At 63.1% G+C, this 20,784-nt stretch carries 17 protein-coding genes, 1 tRNA gene and 1 pseudogene; 11 read left to right on the top strand and 8 right to left on the bottom strand.

Features of this window, described 5'->3' with window-relative positions:
* Positions 1 to 311 precede the first annotated feature (311 nt).
* From ACM43_RS20700 to ACM43_RS20690, 3 genes are all read right to left on the bottom strand, one after another.
* On the bottom strand, positions 312 to 563 hold the full coding sequence (locus ACM43_RS20700; RefSeq protein WP_008132970.1) for an exodeoxyribonuclease VII small subunit: 252 nt from the start codon (positions 561 to 563) through the stop codon (positions 312 to 314).
* A 73-nt stretch (positions 564 to 636) separates the two neighbouring features.
* Positions 637 to 1,566 (bottom strand): histone deacetylase family protein, encoded by a 930-nt coding sequence (locus ACM43_RS20695; protein WP_036004131.1) that lies wholly within the window; start codon positions 1,564 to 1,566, stop codon positions 637 to 639.
* A gap of 122 nt (positions 1,567 to 1,688) precedes the next feature.
* A complete protein-coding gene (locus tag ACM43_RS20690) occupies positions 1,689 to 3,350 on the bottom strand; it encodes a bifunctional metallophosphatase/5'-nucleotidase (protein WP_271542466.1) in 1,662 nt (553 codons plus the stop codon).
* Positions 3,351 to 3,580: 230 nt separating this feature from the next.
* On the opposite strand from ACM43_RS20690, the gene ACM43_RS20685 reads away from it, so the two are divergent.
* Positions 3,581 to 4,825, top strand: coding sequence for an MFS transporter (locus ACM43_RS20685; RefSeq protein WP_271542464.1), 1,245 nt, complete (start codon positions 3,581 to 3,583; stop codon positions 4,823 to 4,825).
* A 50-nt stretch (positions 4,826 to 4,875) separates the two neighbouring features.
* Here the strand turns inward: ACM43_RS20685 and ACM43_RS20680 are convergent, their stop codons facing one another.
* The gene (locus tag ACM43_RS20680; protein WP_271542462.1) at positions 4,876 to 6,657 is read right to left on the bottom strand and encodes an acyl-CoA dehydrogenase; all 1,782 of its coding nucleotides are present in this window, start codon (positions 6,655 to 6,657) and stop codon (positions 4,876 to 4,878) included.
* Positions 6,658 to 6,899: 242 nt separating this feature from the next.
* On the opposite strand from ACM43_RS20680, the gene ACM43_RS20675 reads away from it, so the two are divergent.
* Positions 6,900 to 6,974, top strand: a tRNA-Gln gene (locus tag ACM43_RS20675).
* 358 nt (positions 6,975 to 7,332) lie between these two features.
* Here ACM43_RS20675 and ACM43_RS20670 read toward each other — a convergent pair.
* The gene (locus ACM43_RS20670; protein WP_271542460.1) at positions 7,333 to 7,848 is read right to left on the bottom strand and encodes a winged helix-turn-helix transcriptional regulator; all 516 of its coding nucleotides are present in this window, start codon (positions 7,846 to 7,848) and stop codon (positions 7,333 to 7,335) included.
* 240 nt (positions 7,849 to 8,088) lie between these two features.
* Here ACM43_RS20670 and ACM43_RS20665 point away from each other — a divergent pair, with 240 nt between their 5' ends.
* Positions 8,089 to 8,721, top strand: coding sequence for a 2-hydroxychromene-2-carboxylate isomerase (locus ACM43_RS20665; protein WP_271542458.1), 633 nt, complete (start codon positions 8,089 to 8,091; stop codon positions 8,719 to 8,721).
* 101 nt (positions 8,722 to 8,822) lie between these two features.
* A complete protein-coding gene (locus tag ACM43_RS20660) occupies positions 8,823 to 10,022 on the top strand; it encodes a CaiB/BaiF CoA transferase family protein (protein WP_271542456.1) in 1,200 nt (399 codons plus the stop codon).
* A 25-nt stretch (positions 10,023 to 10,047) separates the two neighbouring features.
* Here the strand turns inward: ACM43_RS20660 and ACM43_RS20655 are convergent, their stop codons facing one another.
* Together ACM43_RS20655 and ACM43_RS20650 are read right to left on the bottom strand one after the other, a co-directional pair.
* A complete protein-coding gene (locus ACM43_RS20655) occupies positions 10,048 to 10,725 on the bottom strand; it encodes a glutathione S-transferase family protein (protein WP_271542454.1) in 678 nt (225 codons plus the stop codon).
* 1 nt (position 10,726) lies between these two features.
* Complete coding sequence (locus ACM43_RS20650) at positions 10,727 to 11,470, bottom strand: SDR family NAD(P)-dependent oxidoreductase (protein WP_271542452.1); 744 nt, start codon at positions 11,468 to 11,470, stop codon at positions 10,727 to 10,729.
* 236 nt (positions 11,471 to 11,706) lie between these two features.
* Here ACM43_RS20650 and ACM43_RS20645 point away from each other — a divergent pair, with 236 nt between their 5' ends.
* From ACM43_RS20645 to ACM43_RS20615, 7 genes and pseudogenes are all read left to right on the top strand, one after another.
* Positions 11,707 to 13,308: a class I adenylate-forming enzyme family protein gene (locus tag ACM43_RS20645; RefSeq protein WP_271542450.1), complete on the top strand. Its 1,602-nt coding sequence runs from the start codon at positions 11,707 to 11,709 to the stop codon at positions 13,306 to 13,308.
* A gap of 18 nt (positions 13,309 to 13,326) precedes the next feature.
* Complete coding sequence (locus ACM43_RS20640) at positions 13,327 to 14,064, top strand: SDR family oxidoreductase (RefSeq protein WP_271542448.1); 738 nt, start codon at positions 13,327 to 13,329, stop codon at positions 14,062 to 14,064.
* Positions 14,065 to 14,078: 14 nt separating this feature from the next.
* Positions 14,079 to 15,260, top strand: coding sequence for an acyl-CoA dehydrogenase family protein (locus ACM43_RS20635; protein ID WP_271542446.1), 1,182 nt, complete (start codon positions 14,079 to 14,081; stop codon positions 15,258 to 15,260).
* Between the two features lie 23 nt (positions 15,261 to 15,283).
* Positions 15,284 to 16,414, top strand: coding sequence for an acyl-CoA dehydrogenase family protein (locus ACM43_RS20630; RefSeq protein ID WP_271542444.1), 1,131 nt, complete (start codon positions 15,284 to 15,286; stop codon positions 16,412 to 16,414).
* Between the two features lie 14 nt (positions 16,415 to 16,428).
* Positions 16,429 to 17,616 (top strand): acetyl-CoA C-acyltransferase, encoded by a 1,188-nt coding sequence (locus tag ACM43_RS20625; protein WP_271542442.1) that lies wholly within the window; start codon positions 16,429 to 16,431, stop codon positions 17,614 to 17,616.
* Positions 17,617 to 17,638: 22 nt separating this feature from the next.
* Positions 17,639 to 18,648, top strand: a pseudogene (locus ACM43_RS20620) (NAD(P)H-dependent flavin oxidoreductase).
* A 124-nt stretch (positions 18,649 to 18,772) separates the two neighbouring features.
* The gene (locus ACM43_RS20615) at positions 18,773 to 19,426 is read left to right on the top strand and encodes a flavin reductase family protein (RefSeq protein ID WP_271542440.1); all 654 of its coding nucleotides are present in this window, start codon (positions 18,773 to 18,775) and stop codon (positions 19,424 to 19,426) included.
* A 119-nt stretch (positions 19,427 to 19,545) separates the two neighbouring features.
* On the opposite strand, the gene ACM43_RS20610 is transcribed toward ACM43_RS20615, so the two are convergent.
* Positions 19,546 to 20,748 carry a multidrug effflux MFS transporter gene (locus tag ACM43_RS20610; protein ID WP_271542438.1) on the bottom strand — a complete coding sequence of 401 codons (1,203 nt, stop codon included), beginning with the start codon at positions 20,746 to 20,748 and terminating at the stop codon, positions 19,546 to 19,548.
* Positions 20,749 to 20,784: the final 36 nt, after the last annotated feature.

Here is a 20,784-nt window from a genome sequence, read left to right as displayed (position 1 = left end):
GCCGATTAGGGGTATGCAGGTGCAACTCGCGGACCAGAAGTGGTTAACCTCGGTGCGGGGTAAGGGGTTCCGGCCTTGCTCGGTTCTTGGCAGCTTTTTGGCCCGAGTATGGGCTTTTCTCGCTCTCAACGACCCGATTCGAAGGCGGGGACGTATCGATCCACCGCCAGGGAACCGCATGCCGGTCGGGAACTGCGCACTGCGATAAGGACGCAGCGGCCACGCTCACCGCGAAGACATTCTATGCGGACCTGCGTCGCGCTCTTGCACGGCCCTGGGGAGTCAGAAGGCTGAGCGGGAGAGCACTCTTTTTACTGGACGTCGAGCGGCGCCGTGCCGGTGGCCTGGCCGCTGGCATCGGTGGTGATCTTGTCGACGCGCGCCTCGGCTTGGCGCAGCAATTCCTCGCAACGCCGCTTCAGGGCCTCGCCGCGCTCGTAGATCGTCACGGATTCCTCGAGCGGCACCTTGCCATCCTCGAGCCGCTTCACGATCGTTTCGAGTTCCTCGATCGCGCGCTCGAAGGTGAGCCTGGAGACGTCGACTTGAGTATTTTCGGCCATATCCGTTTCCGATTGCCCGATTCGCTTCACCTTGGAGAAAGCAGAGTTTTGCGGGCGTAATGTGGCGGGTGGGTCAAGCGCCCATCAGGGCGCCGACATGCGCCGTAACAGATTCTTTCAGTCCCTGCAGGTCATAGCCGCCCTCGAGCACCGAAACAACGCGGCCGCCAGCGGTCTTGTCGGCGAGATCCATCAGCTTGCGCGTCACCCAGGCATAGTCCTCCGCGCGCAGGTTGAGCGAAGCCAGGGGATCGCGATAATGCGCATCGAAGCCGGCCGAGATGATCAAGAGCTCGGGGCTGAATTTCTCGAGCTGCGGCAGGATCAGATTCTCGAACGCGACGCGGAATTCCGGGCCGCCGTCCTCGGAGGCGAGCGGCGCATTGACGATGGTGTCGTGATCGCCGCGCTCGCTTTTAGCGCCGGTGCCCGGAAACAGCGGCATCTGGTGCGTCGAGCAGTACATCACGGTCGGGTCTGACCAGAAGATGTCCTGCGTGCCGTTGCCGTGATGCACGTCGAAGTCGACGATGGCCGCCCGCTTGATGCCGTATTTGCGCTGCGCGTGGCGCGCGGCGATCGCGACGTTGTCGAAGAAGCAGAAGCCCATCGGCTTGCCGATCTCGGCGTGATGTCCGGGCGGGCGGACCGCGACGAAGGCGTTGCGATGCTCGCCGGCCATCACCGCTTCGGTCGCCGCAACCGCGCCGCCGACGCCCCGCATCACCGCCTCCCACGTGCCGGGGGACATCGAGGTGTCGCCGTCGATGTAGACCTGACCGCTGGTCGGCGCGATGTGGCGCAGCTCGGTGACGTAATGCTCGTTGTGGCAGAGCGTGACGAGATCGAGATCGCCCTCCGGCGCTTCCTCGCGCGCCAGGAACTGGAAGCGCTCATGCGACAAGGCTTCTTCCACCGCGCGCAGGCGATCCGGCCTTTCAGGGTGTCCCGGCGGCGTGACATGGTCGAGGCAGGCCTTGTGGGAAAGGAGAAGCGTGCTCATCAGGTCGGCCTCACGGAAAACGGGCTTTTGGCGTCGTTGGCCCATTCGGCGCCAAAACGCAATGCAAAACCCAATCTAGGCGCTTGGCCGGGAATGGCAAAGGGCTGCCCGCTTGATCCGGATCAATTCACACGCAGGATGCGCCTGGGCGGCAGCGGACCGACCGGCCCGTGCGCCCGGAAGAACGCGAACAGCGCGTCCGCATCGTAACCGCCGTATTGTGGCGCGGTGCCCTGTTTGGCGACGGTAAACCCGTCTCCGCCGACGGCGAGATAATCGTTGAGCGTGACGCGGTAGCCGCTTCCCGGCTCGATCGGCCTGCCGTTGAGTGTCATCCGCTCGAGGCTGACGCGCTCGCCGAACGGCTTTGAAGCATCCCAGGTATAGGCGAAGCCGTTCGACACCTGGAGAATCCGCGGCCGCTTCGGGTCCAGCCATTGCTGCTCGAGCAAGTCCTTGAGCTGGCTGCCCGTCAGCGTCATGGTGACGAGGCGGTTGCGGAACGGCTGGCTGGCGAAGACGTCGCCGAACGTGATCGCGCCATTCTCCTTCGGAACGATGTCGGTGCGGATGCCGCCGGGATTGGTGAGCGCGATGACGGCGCTGCCATCCTTGGCATCGCGGGTTGCGAGCAATTGCGCGTCGGCGATGATATCGCCGAGCGCGCTTTCGCCGGCCTCGTTCGGCACGCGCGACAATGTCTGCGTCACCGAGCCGGCGGGCCGGTTGGCGATCGGCGCGGAGAGCTTGTCGTAGGCCTCGATCAATGCGGTCTGCTCGGGATCCCTGGCCAGCGAGGCATTGGCGACGATCACGTTCTCGGCTTTCGCGCCGACGATGTCGCGCGTTGCGGGATCGAGCTTGAGGTCGATCGCAGTGACGAGCGTGCCGTATTTGTCGCCGCTGGTGACGAGCCGCCCGTCGATATCGCAGATGTAGGCGCGGTGGGTGTGGCCGCTGACGACGACGTCGACGGCAGGATCGAACTTCCTGACGATGTCGACGATCGGTCCCGTGATGGCAGGGCATTCATTGTAGTCGCCGGCGGGCTCGCCGCCCTGGTGGATCAGCACCACGATCGCTTCGACGCCGCGCGCCTTCAGCTGCGGCACCAGCGCGTTCACCGTCTCGGCCTCGTCGCGGAATTCGAGCCCGGCGATGCCCGCTGGCGAGACGATGCCGGCGGTCTCCTTCAAGGTCAGGCCGATGAAGCCGACGGGGATGCCGTCGAACTCCCTGATCTCGTAGGGCGGCAGCACGCTCTTGCCGGTCGCGGTCTCGACGGTGGAGGCCGCGAGATAACGGAATTTGGCGCCCGTGAAGGGATGCGGCCCCTGGCAGCCGTCGACGGGATGACAGCCGCCGTTCTGCATGCGCAGAAGCTCGGTGTTGCCCTCGTCGAATTCGTGATTGCCGACCGAGCTGATCGCAAGGCCCATCATCGAGAGCGCCTCGATCGAGGGCTCGTCGTGAAACATCGCCGACAGAAACGGGCTCGCGCCTATCAGGTCGCCCGCGGCGACGAAGATGGCGTTCTTGTGCCCGTCGCGCAGCTGCTTCAGCAGCGTCGCCATGTACTCGGCGCCGCCGGCCGCCACCGTCACCTTCTTGGACTTGTCCTCGGGGTCGTTGATGCGGATGCCGCCCGGCGGCGGCCGCAGATGGCCATGGAAATCGTTGATGGCGAGAATGCGCAGCTCGACGGGGGCTGCGCTCTGGGCCGCAGCGGGGAGGGTGCCGGTGAGAGCGAGGACGAAGCAAGCCAGGCGGAGAGGATGTCGCATGGAGTTAGACTATTCGTTCGGCGCAAAGATTTCACGAAGGTTGTTGTCGTCATTTTTGGGGCACGTGCAGCGTCGTTCCCCCGAGAATCCCATCATCGCACGAGCCGTGCCGCTCGATGAATGCCATGCCCGTTACGTGCCGCAACAATTAGCTACAATGTTTCATTTGAAAAACCGTTGGTTGTGGGGCACGATCCGGCCCCGTTCCCTTCAGGCAGACCGTCAGATTGATGATTGCCGCCCCCCGGATCGACGAATCCTCGCCGTATTATCGCGGCTGGCGGGTCGTGCTGGCGTGCTTCCTGATGGCCTTCTTCATGTTCGGCTTCGGCCTCTACGGCCAGGGCGTCTATCTCGCCGAGTTGCAGCGCGCTCACGGCTGGCCGGGCACGCTGATCTCCGCGGCCAGCACCTTCTCGTTTCTCCTGACCTCCGTGCTCGTCATCTTCACCGATGACCTGCTCGAGCGCATCGGGCTGCGCGCGTTGATCCTGTGCGGCCTGACGGCGCTCGGCGCTTCGACCGTGCTGCTGGCGCTGATGCAGACGCCCTGGCAGCTTTATCTCGCCTATGCGCTGATGTCGGTCGGCTGGACCGGCATGGGCACGGTGGTGATCGCGACCGTGCTGAATTCCTGGTTCGAGCAGCGGCGCGGCCTCGCGCTCAGCCTTGCCTTCAACGGCGCGACTTGCGGCGGCATCATCCTCGTCCCGCTGCTGCTGTCGCTGACCGGCAGCATCGGTTTCCGGTCTGCGATGCTGACGGCGACGCTCGCGATGATGGTGCTGGTGCTGCCGGCGGTCGTGACCTTCGTCGGCTGGCCCGCAGGGACAGCGCCTGCAGCGGGCGGACGTTCCTCCGGCTCAGCGCCGGTTCGCTCGCGCAAGGCGGTGCTCGCCAACGCGGCGTTCTGGACCATGGTGCTGCCGATCGCGCTCGCGCTGCTGGCGCAGATGGGTTTCATCGTCCACCAGGTGGCGTTTCTCGAGCCGCTGATCGGCCGCGCCGCCGCAGGGCTTGCCGTCACCATCATGGCGGCGATGGCGATCGTCGGGCGCCTCTCCCTCGGCCTGTTCGTCGACCGGCTCGATGCCCGGCTCGCCTGTTCTGTTTCGATGACGAGCCAGGCGGCTGCGCTGTTCGTGGCTCTGCAAAGCACGAGCCCGACCGTGCTGCTGGCCTGCTGCGCCGTCTACGGCTTCTCGATGGGGAACATGATCACGTTCCCGCCCTTGATCATCCAGCGCGAGATCGGTGCTTCGGCCTTTGCGACCGCGGTGGGCCTGGGCACCTCGATCAGCGGCATCGTTAGCGCCTTCGGCCCCGGTGTCGTCGGGCTCGTGCGCAGCTTGACCGGCAACTACACGACCGCATTCGCACTGTGCGTGGTGCTCAATCTCGTGGCCGCCGGAATCGTGTTGTGGCGGCCGAGGAGAAGGCTGCAAGATTCGCACACTCTATCACCGTCGCCCTGAGGCGGTCGCTTCTTCAGCGGCCCTCGAAGGATGACGGGAGCGACAGACAACTAGCTACCCAGCAACGCCGCATCCGCCGCTGCGACCGATTCCGCGCTCTCCGTCACGGTGCGCTCGAGCGCGCCGGCCTGCACCGCGATGTTCTCGGCGAAGAAGCGCGCCAGCGCGACGTAGCGCGGCGCATCGCCAAGGCCTTCGGCCTTGGCGGCGAGCGCCTCGGAGGCGAGCAGGCAGCCGCCGAGCGTCGCGCCGAATTGCTGCAGATAGGGCGTCGCCCCCGCAAGCGCGTCGTTCGGAGCGGAGGCAACGCGCTCCAGCAGCCATTTGCTGGTGCGCGTGAGCGCCTCCAGGGCCTCGCGCAGCTTGGTGCCGGTGGTGCCGAAAGCGGGATCGTTGGAGGCCTCCACCTGCTTGACCGTTGCCGAGAGCTCGTCGAGCAGCGCCCACACCGATGCGCCGCCATTGGCAGCTAACTTGCGCGTGACGAGATCGATCGCCTGAATGCCGTTGGTGCCTTCGTAGATCGCGGTGATGCGGGCATCGCGGTAGTGCTGGGCCGCGCCGGTCTCCTCGATGAAGCCCATGCCGCCATGCACCTGCACGCCAAGATAGGCGACCTCGTTGCCGATATCGGTGGAGTAGGCCTTGGCCATCGGCGTCAGCAACGCCGCGCGCGCGGCGGCTTCAGTGCGCACCTTCGGATCCTTGGCACGGGTCGAGACGTCGATCGCGACGGCCGTCGCATAGCAGATGGTGCGCGCGGCCGCGGTCTGCGCCCGCATCCGCATCAGCATGCGCTTGACGTCGGGATGCACGAAGATCGCATCCGAGCCGTCGCCTTTCTTGCCGACCGCGCGGCCTTGGCGGCGCTCCTGCGCATACGACAGGGCCTGCTGGTAGGCCCGGTCGGCAACGCCGACACCCTCCAGGCCGACGCCGAGGCGGGCCTGGTTCATCATCGTGAACATGCAGCGCATGCCCTGGTTCTCTTCACCGATCAGATAGCCGATCGCGCCGCCATGATCGCCCATGGTCATGGTGCAGGTCGGCGAAGCATGCATGCCGAGCTTGTGCTCGACGCCGCTCGCATAGATGTCGTTGCGCGGCCCCAGCGAGCCGTCCGCATTGACCATGAACTTGGGAACGAGGAACAGCGAAATTCCTTTGGTGCCGGCGGGCGCATCGGGCAGACGCGCCAGCACGAAATGCACGATGTTGTCGGTCATGTCGTGCTCGCCATAGGTGATGAAGATCTTCGTCCCCTTGATGCGATAGGTGCCGTCCGCCTGCTTTTCGGCGCGGGTGCGCAGCGCGCCGACGTCGGAGCCGGCCTGCGGCTCGGTCAGCTGCATCGTGCCGGTCCATTCGCCGGAGACGAGCTTTTCGAGATAGATCTGCTTCAGCTCGTCGCTGCCGTGGGCGTCCAGCGCCTCGATCGCCGACGCCGTCAGCAGCGGGCAGAGGCCGAAGGCGACGTTGGCCGCGCTCCAGATCTCGGTGCAGGCGGCGTTGATCGCGAGCGGCAGGCCCTGGCCGCCGAAATCTTCCGGGCCGGACACCGCGTTCCAGCCGCCCTCGGTCCAGCGCTTGTAGGCGTCAGGCCAGCCCGGCGCGGTCGTGACCTTGCCACCCTCGAGCTTGATGCCGTGTTCATCGCCGACCTTGTTGAGCGGCGCCAGCACGTCGGATGCGAACTTGCCGGCTTCCTCCAGCACGGCGGCCGCGAGGTCGGCGTCGAAATCGCCGTAATGGCCGGCCTCCAGGGCGGCCTTGAGGCCCGCGCCATGGTTGAGCGACAGCAGCATGTCAGAAATCGGCGCGCGGTAGGTCATGGCTCACTCCCCGAGAACAGATATTGGCGCCGTATTCCCATGAAACGGGAGCGGTCTCAACTGCCGGGACGCCGGATGCCTAGCCGGAACGGGCAGGGCCGTTGGGGCCCAGAATAGAGTGTCAGCCGCGGGCCCTTTTTGCCCCTCCAGGCGGTTGAAATGCTGCGCCGCTCCCTATAGACCGGGCTACGACCGACGGGAATCTGCGGTGGCCGGTTCTGCCCGTTCCGTTCGTCGTCTGTTGGGGCGTAGCCAAGCGGTAAGGCAGCGGATTTTGATTCCGCCATTCGGAGGTTCGATCCCTCCCGCCCCAGCCAGCATACAAGCTGTTGAGTTCGTTGGGTAAGCAGCTCCATTCCCGCCAAATTTTTGGCGCGTTTGGAAATTGAGCTTCTAATGCTTGGTCCAGAATCGAACTAAGCGACGTTCTGCATCACATGGACACTATTGGGTCTTTCCGTGGCTTTGATCGCAATATAAACCGCATAGGCTACTCGGGGAGACCTCTTACGCGCTGTCGTAGAACAGAGAGTTATGGCGAGCAAATCGGATAGTCAGTTGAGCTGATGCGCTTCTGCACCAGAGGGGCGTCAAGCTGTAGTTCGCCCAGCCGATGGCGCAGAGTTAGCCGCAGTGGCGCTGCGGCCGTTGTGGGGGAAACGCGGCTAGTCGCCGTTACGCCGCTTTCCTGCGGGGCTTCGGCTTTGCTTTTTTGTCAAGCAAGACCCTCTCTGGAGCCGGGCGCGCGCCTGGACCAGGGTGGACATGAACTTCCTTGGCTGAAAGCGGCTCGCCGCATTCCGAGCACACCATCACGGGGTCGAACATCTTTCCGCAGTTGCGGTGCTCATGCAGCAGGGGACGTCCGCGTTCGTCGACCATGTGCGTGTCGCCCCAATGTACGAGCGCCATCATGATCGGATAGAGGTCGAGGCCCTTTTGCGTCAGGATATACTCGTGGCGTTTAGGCGACTCCTGATAGGGAATGCGGCGCAGGACGCCCTGCCGCACCAGCTTCTTCAACCGCTCGGCGAGCAAATGCCGTGTGATTCCAAGCGCTGACTGAAAACCCTCGAAGCGGCGCGTGCGCAGGAAGCATTCGCGGAGAATCAGAAGAGTCCAGCGGTCGCCAATCACACCGATGGTGCGAGCCATCGAACACGGCTCTTCCTCAAGTTCATCCCATTTCATTCTGCTCTCCGGTCGACCGGCGCCTGTTCCGCTCGAATCAGGGGGAAGCGGCAGCACGCTTACACCATTCTAGATAGGTACTAAAGGGGATACAATCCCCCGCCGGTCGTCCGAAACCTCGTGATTTCATAGCAGATTTGACAGTTCAATTTTAGAACTATAGAAATGAGTGACAGCCTGCGTTCGGCCTAGAAGATCACTCAAATCTGACCAACATCGCGCCCTGCGGGAGGAGCTGACATGTCCCTCAAAGTTGAATTCCTGTTCGATTTCGGCAGTCCGAATGCTTACCTCGCGGAACTGGCGCTTCCGGGAATCGAACGGCGCACCGGCGTGAAATTCGAATATGTCCCGATCCTGCTCGGCGGCATCTTCAAGGCGACCGGCAACATGTCCCCGTTCGATTCCCTTCGTGGCATCAAGAACAAGCCGGAATACCAGGCTCTAGAGACCCAGCGCTTCATTCGCCGCTACGATGCAACGAAGTTCAGGTCCAATCCTTTTTTTCCGGTCAATACGCTGATGTTGATGCGCGGTGCCGTCGCGGCGCAATTCGAAGGCGTGTTCGAACCCTATTTCCGCGCGGCCTACCACCACATGTGGGAGGAGCCAAAGAAGATGGATGACCTCGAAACCTTCCGAGCGGCATTCATCTCCTCAGGCCTCGATATCGATCGGTTGCTTGCGCGTGCGCAGCAGGACGACGTCAAGAAGGGGCTGATTGATCGAACCACCGACGCCGTCAACCGCGGCGCATTCGGCTCGCCGACCTTCTTCGTTGGAAAGGAGATGTTTTTCGGCAAGGACCAGCTTCGCGATGTGGAGGAGTCGATCGTCGAGCAGATCGGCCAGCCCGTTTCGAAGACGGCCTGAGGCCAGAAGCTGGAGCTTTTGCAGAGCCGGGCAGACGTCCGCGCGCCTGCATGACGAAAGCTCAGTCGGCCTTATAACGAAACCAATTCAGGGAGAATGTCATGCCCGGTCCCCTCAACGGCGTTCGCGTCCTCGATTTGACAGGCGTCGTGTCGGGCCCGTTCGCGACCATGTTCCTGGCGGATCAGGGCGCGGACGTCCTGAAGATCGAGCCGATCGGCGGTGACATTACGCGGCGCAGCCGCGCCACCATCGACAAGGAAGGCGAGTTCTCGGCACTGTTCATTTCGTCAAATCGCGGCAAGCGCTCGCTCGCCATCGACGTCAAGAGCGAGGCCGGCCGTGAGGTTCTGGCCAAATTGGTCGCGAAGGCGGATGTGCTGGTGCAGAATTTCCGGCCCGGCACCATGGAGCGCCTCGGTCTCGGCGTCGAAGAGTTGCGCCAGCGCCATCCGCGCCTGATCTATGTCTCGATCAGCGGTGTTGGCGACTCCGGACCTTATGTGAAGAAGCGTGTTTACGACCCGATCATTCAGGGCCTGTCGGGCTTTGCCGATATCCAGTCGCAGCCGGTTACGAACCGTCCGCAGATGATCCGGACTATCGTCTGCGACAAGACAACCGCCGTGTTCACCGCCCAGGCGGTGGCGGCAGCCCTCTACGCGCGCGAGAAGACAGGGCAGGGTGATCACATCCAGGTCGCCATGCTGGACGCGATGATCTCCTATTTGTGGCCGGAAGGCATGATGCAATACACGGTGGTGGGGGCCGAGGCCACTGCTGCAGATCCCAACGATCGGCCGGATCTCGTGTTCAAGACCAGCGACGGCTACATCACCGCCGGTACCATTTCCGATTCCGAATGGCAGGGTTTTTGCCAGGCGTCCGGCGATCCGGAGCTTGCCAGGGATCCCCGTTTCTCGACGCCGGCGGCGCGCTCCGTCAACGCCACGGCACGTATCAACAAGATGGCGGAGTATATCAGCCAGCACACCACCGCCGAATGGCTGGAGCGTCTGGACGCCGCCGACGTCCCCTGTTCGCCGATCCTGCGACGGGGCGAGATCATTCACAATGAACAGGTGGTCGCCCGCGATATCATTGCCGAGTTCGACCAGCCGAAGGTGGGGCGGGTGCGGCAGCCGAAGCCAGCGGCGCGTTTTTCGGTCAACGAGGCCACGATCGGCGGGCCTGCTCCCAGGGTCGGCGAGCACTCCCGCGACGTGTTGCACGAACTTGGGTACGACGATGGCGCCATCGACAAGATGATCGCCGAGCGCAGCGTGCGCGTCGCGGTCTAACCGCGAAACCCGTTGGCGATGTCTTCTAGGCCTTCGTCGGCGCCGGCGTGATCGGCGCCATGGGAACATTCGCTGCAACGGCTCGCTGGAACGCTTCGCGTTTCCGGATGCTCTCGAGATAAGGCTGAGCGTTGTCGCAAATGCCGACGCCATAGGCGATAGCCCACTCGAGGCACGTCGTGAGCAGGATGTCTGCGCTCGTAAAACGGTCACCCATCAGGAATTTCCGGCCGTCTCCGAGCGCGACTTCAACATGGCGCAACTGCTGGCGGAAATACTCGCCGGCCTGGGCAACGACCTCGGGTGCGATGCCGTAGATCGGTCCGAGCGCGTCAGCCCGATGGCGGCGCATCACGTAAAGGCTCGTGGAATCCAGCTCCGCGACGATGAAGAAGCACCATTCCAGCCACGCGGCATACTCGCGCGGGGCGTCCGGAATCAGCGATCGATCCGGCGTGGAATACATGCGCGACAGGTAGGCAACGATCGCTGCGCTCTCGCCGATGCAGAAATCGCCATCTTGAAGCAGCGGGATCTTCTCGCGCGGATTGAGCTTCGAGTATTCTGCGGTCTTGGTTTCGCCGGTTCGTGGGCCAATGGGCCTTGTGTTGTAGGCCAAGCCCAGTTCGTGCATGGCCCAGTGCGGACGAATGGTGCGACTCGTTCCAACGCCCCACAGGGTCAGGTCTGGTGTCGCATTCATATTACCATTTCTCCACGGACGGACGGAGATCGAGTTCGTGGGTCCAGCCATCTTTGCTCTGCTGGTGGGTGAACCAATAGGCTTCGGCTATGGAAGACGTCTTGGTCAGGCTATCGGGCGGAATGTCGCTTGCTTCGATGCCCTTCGCCGCCTTCATGCGTTGGTGAATCGCCTCGCTATCCACGCCGGCGTCGATCAGGAGATGCACGACGTGGATGTTCTTCGGTCCAAGCTCGCGCGCCATCGCCTGGGCCACTGCACGAAGGCCGAACTTCGCTGATGAAAATGCTGCAAATCCCGGGCCGCCACGCACGCTTGCCGTCGCACCCGTAAAGAAGATGGTGCCGCGTCCGCGCGACAGCATCACGCGGGCCGCCTCACGTCCAACCAGGAAACCACCATAGCAGGCGAGTTCCCAGGCCTTGAAGAACAGCTTCTCCGTGGTCTCGAGCAGGGGCTTGTTGACGTTCGAGCCGGCATTGTAGAGACAAACCTCGACAGGCCCGTGCTCTTTCTCGACTCGCGCGAAAATGCCTTGGACGTCTGCTTCCTGACGCGCATCCACGCTGAATGCGTGAACATCATGCCCCGCATCCCTCAGCTCGGCCACGAGTCCCTGTGATTTGGACGCATCGCGCCTGCAGATGCAAACCGTATAGCCGCCTTGGGCAAAACGCCGGGCGACCGCCGCGCCAATGGCATCGCCTGCGCCAACAAGTATCGCTACACCGCGGCTCGCTGCCATCCTCGATCCTCCCTTTAAGTTCTTATTTGATACTATAGACTAGCTGCCGGATGATGCGTTGTAAACGGAGGTTCTTAGGAGCCGCGCAGAAAAAAGCTACTCGCGGATGGATCTTCCGTTCGACTCCGGGAAAGACCGACGACGATTTATCGATTGACGAGTTCTAAAAAAGAACTATAAGTCGAAGACAAGTGTGCCGCATTGCAACGTCGGCATGGTCGGTCGGGAGGTCAGTCGTGGCGGAGCTTTCAGAGACGATTAGTGTCGACGAGATCGCTGCCGGCTTGCCGAGCCGAATCGATAAAGTCACGGCAGGACCGGTTGCCAGAGCGCCCGACCGGATTGCGCTCGTCGAAGACGGGGCCTCCTGGAGCTATCGAGATCTGGAGCAGCGCGTTGGCGAGATCGCCACCGTTCTCTCCTCGCTGGGGATCAGGGCCGGCGATCGGATGATCATCGTCAGCGAGAACTGTATTGCGCTTGCTGCTTTGCTGCTGGGGGCGAGCCGGCTCGACGCCTGGGCGATCGTCGCCAACCCGCGCTTGGCGGCGCGCGAACTGGACCAGATCCGCGATCACAGCGGCGCCCGACGGATGTTGTTTACGTCGGGTATTTCGAAGGAGGCCGCTGCTCACGCCTCTCGCTATGGCGCCGAGAGCCGGCGAATTGGCCCGCTGCCGGATATTGGTGTTGGCCCGCTCAACGAAAGCGCGTCAGTCCAGCCCGTGGAGACCGATCCAGCAAGGCAAGTCGCGGTTTTGATCTACACGTCAGGGACGACCGGAACTCCCAAGGGCGTGATGCTCTCGCATGACAACCTGCTGATCAGCGCAAAGACCACCGCGTACTTCCGCAGGATGAACGAGAACGACAAGATCTATCTTGTGTTGCCGATCTCGCATATCGTCGGCATCTCGCTCCTGATCATGACGCTGATGGTTGGCGGCACGGTGCGGATGGTCAGCAAATACGATCCGGCCGCGACTGCAAAGGCCATCGCGGAGGAGGGCGTCACCATTCTCAATGGCGTGCCTGCCACCTATCAGCGCCTGCTGGAGTACAAGAGCGTATCAGGCGTGGAACAACTCCCCCGAGGCTCGTTGCGCTTGATCGCCGTCGCCGGCGCGCCGCTGGATTTGAACCTGAAGGTGCGCGTGGAAAAGGAGTTCGGGCTTCCCTTGCTCAACGGCTACGGGATCACTGAATGTTCGCCGGGAATATCAGGGGTACGTTTCGATAGGCCACGTTCCGATCAGGCGGTTGGCACGCTGCTGCCAGGCGTGGAGGCGCGGGTGCGAACCATCGAAGGATTTCCGACGGCAGTAGGCGAAGTCGGCGAGCTGCATGTTCGCGGGCGCAACGTGATGCTGGGCTACTATCGTGCCCCCGAGCTTACCGCGAAGGTGGTTGATAGCGAGGGCTGGTTCAATACCGGCGATCTCGCGCGTTTCGACGGCGACTGTCTGTACATCGTCGGCCGCACCAAGGAAATGATCATTCGTTCCGGTTTCAACGTCTATCCCGCCGAGGTCGAAGCAGTCCTCAACTCACATAAAGACGTCGTGCAATCCGCTGTGGTTGGTCGTGCCGCGGACGGCAATGAGGAGATCGTGGCCTTTGTGCAATTGCTGCCGGGATCCCGCACGACACCAGAGACGCTGATGCATTTCGTCAGATCTCAGCTTACGTCTTACAAGCGGCCGTCCGAAATCGTCATCCTCGAGGCCTTGCCGGCGACATCGACTGGCAAGATACTCAAACACAGGCTCGCGGAGTCCTTGCGCGAAGGCGCAACCCCTGCGATGCAGGCGCCCGAATTCCGCAGGCAACATATCTAACTTTACCGGGAGGACATCTTGCAAAAGAGAAACGCAACGGCGGCCGTGATAGGCGCGGGTGACTTCATCGGCGGCGAGATCGCCAAGAAATTCGCAGCAGAAGGCTTTACGGTCTTCGCCGGTCGTCGTAACGGCGACAAGCTGGCTCCGCTCGTCAGGGATATCGAGGCTGCCGGCGGAGAGATCCAGGCCCGTTCGCTCGATGCTCGCAAGGAAGACGAGATCATCTCCTTTCTCAACGATGCAGACAAGCATGCGCCGCTGGAAGTCTGCATCTTCAACATCGGGGCGAACGTGAACTTCCCGATTCTGGACACCACAGAACGCGTCTTCCGCAAGGTCTGGGAAATGGCATGCTATTCCGGTTTCTTGGCCGGTCGCGAGGCCGCCCGCCTCATGCTGCCGCGCGGGGGCGGCAACATCTTCTTTACGGGGGCGACCGCCTCGCTCCGCGGCGGCAGCGGGTACGCCGCTTTCGCAAGCGCCAAGTTTGGCCTTCGCGCGGTCGCGCAGGCCATGGCCCGCGAGCTTGGCCCGAAAAATATTCACGTCGCGCATCTCATCATCGATTCCGGCGTGGACACCGAGTGGGTTCGGCAACGCCGGCTGGAGGCTCTCGGGCCCACCGCGCTGGATGATCCGGACGCCTTGATGCCTCCGGCCTCCGTCGCGACATCCTATTGGCAGCTCTACCAGCAACCGAGAAGCGCATGGACGTTCGAGCTGGAGATCCGTCCCTTCGGCGAGAAGTGGTAGCGGAGCCTGCTGCGATGGAGCTCAAGCTTTCCCGCGAGGATGCCGCGTTTCGTGACGAGGTGCGCAGTTTCATTGCGCAGAACTATCCGCCGGAAATGCGCGTTCCCAATCCGGAGACCGACCTGACCAAGGAGCAGTCGCTGCTCTGGCACCGGATCCTGCACAAGAAGGGCTGGATCGCGCCGCTCTGGCCCAAGGAGTATGGCGGCCCAGGCTGGTCGGTCACGCAGCGCTTCCTGTTCGAGCAGGAGACGTCTCGCGCAGGCACGCTGCCGCCGCTCGCCTTCAGCGTGACCATGGTCGGGCCGGTGATCTACACCTTCGGCAACGAGGCGCAGAAGAAGAAGTTTCTGCCGCGGATCCTGTCCGGCGAGGATTGGTGGTGCCAGGGCTATTCGGAGCCGGGTTCGGGCTCGGACCTCGCGACCGTCAGGACCAAGGCCGTGCGTGACGGCGACCACTACATCGTCAACGGTCACAAGACCTGGACGACGCTGGCGCAGCATGCCGACTGGATCTTCTGCCTGGTGCGGACCGATCCGAGCGCCAAGCCGCAATCCGGCATCTCCTTCCTGCTGATCGACATGAAGTCGCCCGGCGTCACCGTGCGGCCGATCATCACGATCGATGGCAGCCACGAGGTTAACGACGTCTTCCTCGAAAATGTCCGCGTGCCCGTCGAGAACCTGGTTGGCGAGGAGAACAAGGGTTGGACCTACGCCAAGTTCCTGCTCGGCAATGAGCGCACCAGCATGGCCGGCATCGGCCGGTCCACCCGCTACATCAACAAACTGAAACAGATCGTGAGGGCCGAGATACCGGTCGACGATCCCGCGCATCTCGAATTCCTGCGCGACATTGCCCGCATCGAGCTCGACGTGCTGGCGCTGGAAGCGACGGAGTTGCGCGTTGTCGCCCAGATGGCGCGCGGCATAGATCCAGGACCTGCGGCCTCGCTGTTCAAGATCCGCGGCACCGAGATATTTCAGAATATCACCGAGCTCACCCATCGCGCGATCGGCAATTACGGCCTGGCCATCCGCGAGCATCCGGTCAGCGCCAACCGCTTCATGCCCGGCCCCGACTACGGTCACACCGCGTCGGAAAAATATCTGAACGCGCGCAAGCTCAGCATCTACGGCGGATCCAACGAGATCCAGCGAAACATCATCGCCAAGGCCGTGCTTGGGCTCTAGCCACGACGGATCGAGAGGATCGGATGGATATTCAGTTCACGGAAGAGCAGGAATTGCTGCGATCCAGCGTCCAACGCTTGCTGCGAGACCAGTATGATTTCGAGGCGCGGCGCAAGATCGTGGCGAGCGAGGAAGGCTTCAGCCGGAAGCAGTGGGAGGGTTTCGCCGAGCTCGGCCTGCTCGCCGCACCGCTCTCGGAAGGCGCGGGCGGTCTCGGCGGGGGTCCGCTGTCGACCATGATCGTCATGCATGAGTTCGGCCGTCACCTCGTGGTCGAGCCTTTCGTCGAGACGGTGGTGCTGGCCGGCGGATTGATCGAGCATGTGGGCACGCCGGAGCAGCAGCAAAGCTTCATCCCTGAAATCATCGACGGCTCGAAGATCTGGACCTTGGCCTGGACGGAGAAGGGATCGCGCTTCGATCTGGCCAATGTCACGACCAGAGCGCGGCGCGGGGGGAGCGACTACGTCCTGACCGGCGCGAAGACCATGGTGATCGCCGCGCCCTGGGCCGACCATCTGATCGTCTCGGCGCGGACCTCCGGCGACGATCGTGACCGCGGCGGCGTCAGCCTGTTCGTGGTGGATCGCCGCGCGACGGGCGTCGATCTTCAGGGTTTCAGAACCATCGACGGTCGGCGGGCAGCGGAGGTCAGCCTGCGCGGCGTCCGCGGGCAATTGCTGGGAGAGGAAGGCGAGGGCCTTGCCGCGCTGGAAGCCTGCCGCGACCGCGCCATCGGCGCGCTCTGCGCGGAAGCCGTCGGCGCCATCGGTGAGTTGAACTCGGCGACGCTGGATTATTCGAAGACGCGCAAGCAGTTCGGCACCACCATCGGCTCGTTCCAGGTGCTGCAGCATCGGATGGTCGACATGTTCATCGCCCACCAGGAGGCGCTCTCTCTGATGCAGCATCTGAGCCTCAGCCTCGGCGGCGGCGATGCCGGCCTGTCGCGGCTCGCCTCCGGTGCCAAGTCGAAGATCGGCTATGCCGGCAGGTTCGTTGCCGACCAGGCGGTGCAGCTTCATGGCGGCATGGGAATGACCGACGAGCTCAATGTCGGGCACTATTTCAAGCGTATCTCCTCCATCAACATTCAGTTCGGCGACCCTGCGTTCCACGTGCTGCGTTACGCGCAGCTGGACGCGGCCGCGTAGGCAGAGAGGCCAGCATGACGACAGAAGCAGTCATCGTTTCCACCGCCCGAACGGCCGTCGGGAAGGCCTATCGCGGTGCGCTCAACAACACGGACGGCCCGACCATGGCCGGGCACGTAATGGCCGAAGCGGTGAAGCGCGCCGGCATCGCGCCCGGAGAAGTAGAAGACGTGGTCATGGGCTGCGCGATGCAGCAAGGCACCATGGTGATGAACGTGGCGCGCAAGGGCGCCATTCGCGCCGGCCTGCCCGTCACGGTGGCGGGCACCACCATCGACCGGCAATGCGCGTCCGGCCTGCAGGCCATCGCGGTTGCCGCGCGCTCGATCATGCTCGACGGGGTCGAGGTCGCGATCGGTGGAGGCATCGAGTCGATTAGCCTCGTGCAGAACGAGCATATGAACAAATTCCACGCCGTTGACGAAGAGCTGATGGCGATGAAGCCTGAAATGTACATGTCGATGCTCGATACCGCCGAGGTCGTTGCCGAGCGCTACAAGATCGGCCGCGACAAGCAGGACGAATACAGTCTCGAGTGCCAACGCCGCGTCGGCGCTGCGTTGCAGGCCGGCCGCTTCAACGACGAGATCGTGCCGTTCACGACCAGGATGGCGCTGGTCAACAAGGACACTAAGGAGGTCACCTACCAGCAGGTGACGCTCGCCAAGGACGAAGGGCCACGGCCGGAAACCACCGCCGAGGGCCTGGCCAAGATCAAGCCGGTGTTCGAGGGCAAAACCATCAGCGCAGGAAATGCCAGCCAGCTTTCGGACGGTGCCTCGGCCTGCGTGATCATGAGCGACAGGATTGCTGCCAGGAAGGGGCTGAAGCCACTCGGCATCTTCCGCGGCTTCGTTGCCGCCGGCGTCGAGCCCGACGAGATGGGCGTCGGCCCGGTCGCCGCGATCCCGCGCCTGCTCAAGCGCCATAACCTGAAGATCGACGACATCGACCTCTGGGAGCTGAATGAGGCTTACGCGGTGCAGGTGATCTATTGCCGCGACAAGCTCGGCATCGACCCCGACAAGCTCAACGTCAATGGCGGCTCGATCGCGATCGGCCATCCCTACGGCATGACTGGTTCGCGGCTCACCGGCCACCTGCTGATCGAGGGGCGTCGGCGCAAGGCGAAATACGGCGTGGTGACCATGTGCATCGGTGGCGGCATGGGCGCAGCCGGTCTGTTCGAAATCATCCACTGAGCGGCAACGCGGGAGATCATTCGTGAAGACAGCAATTACCGAACTGTTCGGCATCGAGCACCCGATCATCCAGGGCGGAATGCACTATGTCGGCTTCGCCGAGCAGCTGCGGTGTCGAACGCCGGCGGGCTCGGCATCATCACTGGGCTGACCCAAAGGACGCCCGAGCTGCTGGCAAAGGAAATCGCGCGCTGCCGCGACATGACCGACAAGCCGTTCGGCGTGAACCTCACCTTCCTGCCGACCTTCAGCGCCCCACCTTATCCGGAATATATCGCCGCGATTAGGGAGGGCGGAGTAAAAGCGGTGGAGACCGCCGGCCGCAGCCCGGAACAGTACATGCCGGCACTGAAGGCCGCCGGCATCAAGGTGATCCACAAATGCACCTCGGTCCGTCATTCGCTGAAGGCCGAGAAGATCGGCTGCGACGCGGTCAGCGTCGACGGCTTCGAGTGCGGCGGTCATCCGGGCGAGGATGACATTCCGAACATGATCCTGCTGCCGCGCGCCGCAGACGAGCTCAGCATCCCCTTTGTCGCGTCCGGCGGCATGGCAGATGGCCGCAGCCTCGTCGCGGTGCTGTCGATGGGCGCGGCGGGCATGAACATGGGGACGCGTTTCGTCGCCACCAAGGAGGCGCCGGTCCATGACAACGTCAAGCAGGCGCTGGTCAAGGCCACGGAGCTGGACACCGTTCTCGTCATGCGCGCGCTGCGCAACACCGAGCGCGTGCTCAAGAACAAGGGCGTCAACGAACTGCTCGAGATCGAACGCGAGAAGGGGGCAAGCCTGAAGATCGAGGACATCCATGATCAAGTCGCCGGCGTATACCCGCGCGTGATGGTCAACGGTGAGATGGATGCCGGCGCCTGGAGCTGCGGCATGGTGGTCGGCCTGATCCACGACATCCCGACCGTGAAGGAACTGATCGACCGTATCATGGCCGACGCCGAACGCATCATCCGGGAGCGCCTGACTGGTTTTCTCGACGGCGCCGGGCAACGGCCGGCTGCGGTTAGGGCAATCGCCTGAACCCTTCCGGAAGGGCGTTGCGGACGTTCTGACGAGGTTATGCGCAGCGCATGGTCATGCGTGCGTCGATCGTTGTTGAGGCCGATGGGCTGATGGACGGCCTTCGGTAGCCTCGGAGGCACTTATGAGCCAAGCCGACTTCCACTACTACGAGCCTTCGAAAGGCCACGGACTCCGGCATAATCCCTTCAATGCGATAATCGCGCCGCGTCCGATTGGGTGGATTTCGTCGCGCAATGCAGCCGGTCAATTGAACTTGGCGCCGTACAGTTTCTTCAATGCGTTCCTCTACGATCCTCCGATCATCGGGTTTTCCTCGATTTCGTGGAAAGACACGGTCAAGAACGTCAGCGAGACGCGCGAGTTCGTCTGGAATCTGGTCACCATGGATCTCGGCGAACGCATGAACGTGACAGCGACGCCGCTCGATCACGGCGTGAGCGAGTTCGAAGCAGCCGGTTTGACGCCGATACCCGGCCGCCACGTTGCTGTGCCGCGGGTGGGCGAGAGCAGGGCCGCCATGGAATGCAAGGTCGTCGAGGTCTCTCAGCTGGCCAACGCACGCGGAGAAAAGGTGGAAGGATGGTTCGTGCTTGGTGAGGTCGTCGCGGTCTACATCGACAAAACGTTGATCGAGGACGGCGTCTACAACACGGCACTTGCGCGTCCCATTCTGCGCGCCGGCCGGGGTGGAGATTATCTCGAGGTCAGGACCGAGAACATGTTCGAGATGAAGCGCCCACCCGGCAGCAGCAAACCGGAATTCCACGGCACCTGATTGCGCTGGAAGCAGGCTCAACTGTCGGGCTGGCCAAGCACTTGGTCGACAGGCCTGAGCCCGGCTTCACAACGCCGATGAGAGACTAAACGGGAAGCCTGTGCGGGGTCATATGCCCATCAAGATCCCGGGCCTCGTGCGTACAGGCCAAGAGCCAGCAGCGAAAACGAGCTCATCACGACGCCCAACGCGAACATTGCTTCCGGTGACACTGTGGCAGCAAGCCATACGCCGATCGCGGCGATCATCATCTGCAAGAAACCGAGCAGCGCCGAGGCGGCGCCGGCCTTCTCGCCGAATGGAGAGAGCGCCCGCGCAGTGGCCAGTGGACTGACAACACCCATGCCGAGAAGAAAAACGCACATCGCGGCCAGAAACGGCAGGAAGGTCGGGCTGATCATCGAGATGAGCAGGATCGCAAGGCTGCTGGCCGTTGTCGCGCACAAACCTGCCCGGATCGGGCCGTCGAGCCCGTAGCGCGGTGCCAATCTCGTTGCGAGCATACCGGCGGCGAATACGATGAAGACGGTCCCGGCGAAAAAGAGGCCTAGCTGGATCGGCGTGAAGTGCAGCGCCTCGATGAACAGGCGCGGTGCGGCGGAAAACATCGAGAACAAGCCGCCCATAGTGAGGCTCGAGGCGGCCGCGGGGGTAGCGAAGCGGCGGTCGCCAATCAGGCTGGCATAGGTCCTGCAGATGACAGCTGGATTGAGCGGCGTGCGGATCGAATGGTGGGTTTCGCCGAGGACGATGCTGTAGGCCACGGCGCTGACGGCGGCGAATATCGCGACCAGCGCGAATTCGGCGCGCCAGCCCAGGCTGTGGTCGAGGGCGCCGCCAAGCAGCGGCGAGAACCCGGGCGCTGCGGACATCACGATCATGATGAGCGCCATCGCGCGCGCCAGTGCCGCGCCACTGAACATGTCGCGGGCAATGGCGCGAGACAGCACTGATGTCGCGCAGGCACCTGTTGCCTGCACGACGCGGCCGGCCAGGAGATTAGGCAGGTCGGTCGCCAGACCGCACCAAACGCTGCCGGCGAAGAACACGGCAAATCCGATCAGGACCGGCCAACGTCTTCCGTAGCGATCCGAAAGCGGTCCGACCACGAGTTGACCGAAGCCGAACACTGCAAGAAAGACGGTGATGGCGGACGTGACCGCCGCACTCGTGACATTCAATGAGATCGCGATCTGCGGCAAGGACGGCAGCAGAATGTTCGTCGCGAGCGTTCCCATCGCGGCCAGGACAGAAAGGACGGCGATGGGCAGGGCGCTGGAGGTGGGAATGTCCCGCGGCGCGGTGTTGATCAGGTCAGCCATGGGACCTTTCGTGTGATAGGGATAGGTAGATTGAGA

Origin of the sequence: Bradyrhizobium sp. CCBAU 45321, from assembly GCF_028128975.1 — a bacterium.
GTDB lineage: Bacteria > Pseudomonadota > Alphaproteobacteria > Rhizobiales > Xanthobacteraceae > Bradyrhizobium > Bradyrhizobium yuanmingense.
The sequence above is the reverse complement of the archived record's forward strand: the minus strand, read 5'-3'. Positions and strand labels throughout refer to the sequence as shown.

Bases quoted from the DNA above. Each gene is read 5' to 3' on its own strand.
- ACM43_RS20695 (WP_036004131.1), bottom strand. From the start codon at position 1,566: ATGAGCACGCTTCTCCTTTCCCACAAGGCCTGCCTCGACCATGTCACG.
- ACM43_RS20630 (WP_271542444.1), top strand. From the start codon at position 15,284: ATGGATATTCAGTTCACGGAAGAGCAGGAATTGCTGCGATCCAGCGTC.
- ACM43_RS20655 (WP_271542454.1), bottom strand. From the start codon at position 10,725: ATGAATGCGACACCAGACCTGACCCTGTGGGGCGTTGGAACGAGTCGC.
- ACM43_RS20610 (WP_271542438.1), bottom strand. From the start codon at position 20,748: ATGGCTGACCTGATCAACACCGCGCCGCGGGACATTCCCACCTCCAGC.
- ACM43_RS20700 (WP_008132970.1), bottom strand. From the start codon at position 563: ATGGCCGAAAATACTCAAGTCGACGTCTCCAGGCTCACCTTCGAGCGC.
- ACM43_RS20660 (WP_271542456.1), top strand. From the start codon at position 8,823: ATGCCCGGTCCCCTCAACGGCGTTCGCGTCCTCGATTTGACAGGCGTC.
- ACM43_RS20670 (WP_271542460.1), bottom strand. From the start codon at position 7,848: ATGAAATGGGATGAACTTGAGGAAGAGCCGTGTTCGATGGCTCGCACC.
- ACM43_RS20690 (WP_271542466.1), bottom strand. From the start codon at position 3,350: ATGCGACATCCTCTCCGCCTGGCTTGCTTCGTCCTCGCTCTCACCGGC.
- ACM43_RS20615 (WP_271542440.1), top strand. From the start codon at position 18,773: ATGAGCCAAGCCGACTTCCACTACTACGAGCCTTCGAAAGGCCACGGA.
- ACM43_RS20625 (WP_271542442.1), top strand. From the start codon at position 16,429: ATGACGACAGAAGCAGTCATCGTTTCCACCGCCCGAACGGCCGTCGGG.
- ACM43_RS20665 (WP_271542458.1), top strand. From the start codon at position 8,089: ATGTCCCTCAAAGTTGAATTCCTGTTCGATTTCGGCAGTCCGAATGCT.
- ACM43_RS20685 (WP_271542464.1), top strand. From the start codon at position 3,581: ATGATTGCCGCCCCCCGGATCGACGAATCCTCGCCGTATTATCGCGGC.
- ACM43_RS20650 (WP_271542452.1), bottom strand. From the start codon at position 11,470: ATGGCAGCGAGCCGCGGTGTAGCGATACTTGTTGGCGCAGGCGATGCC.
- ACM43_RS20635 (WP_271542446.1), top strand. From the start codon at position 14,079: ATGGAGCTCAAGCTTTCCCGCGAGGATGCCGCGTTTCGTGACGAGGTG.
- ACM43_RS20680 (WP_271542462.1), bottom strand. From the start codon at position 6,657: ATGACCTACCGCGCGCCGATTTCTGACATGCTGCTGTCGCTCAACCAT.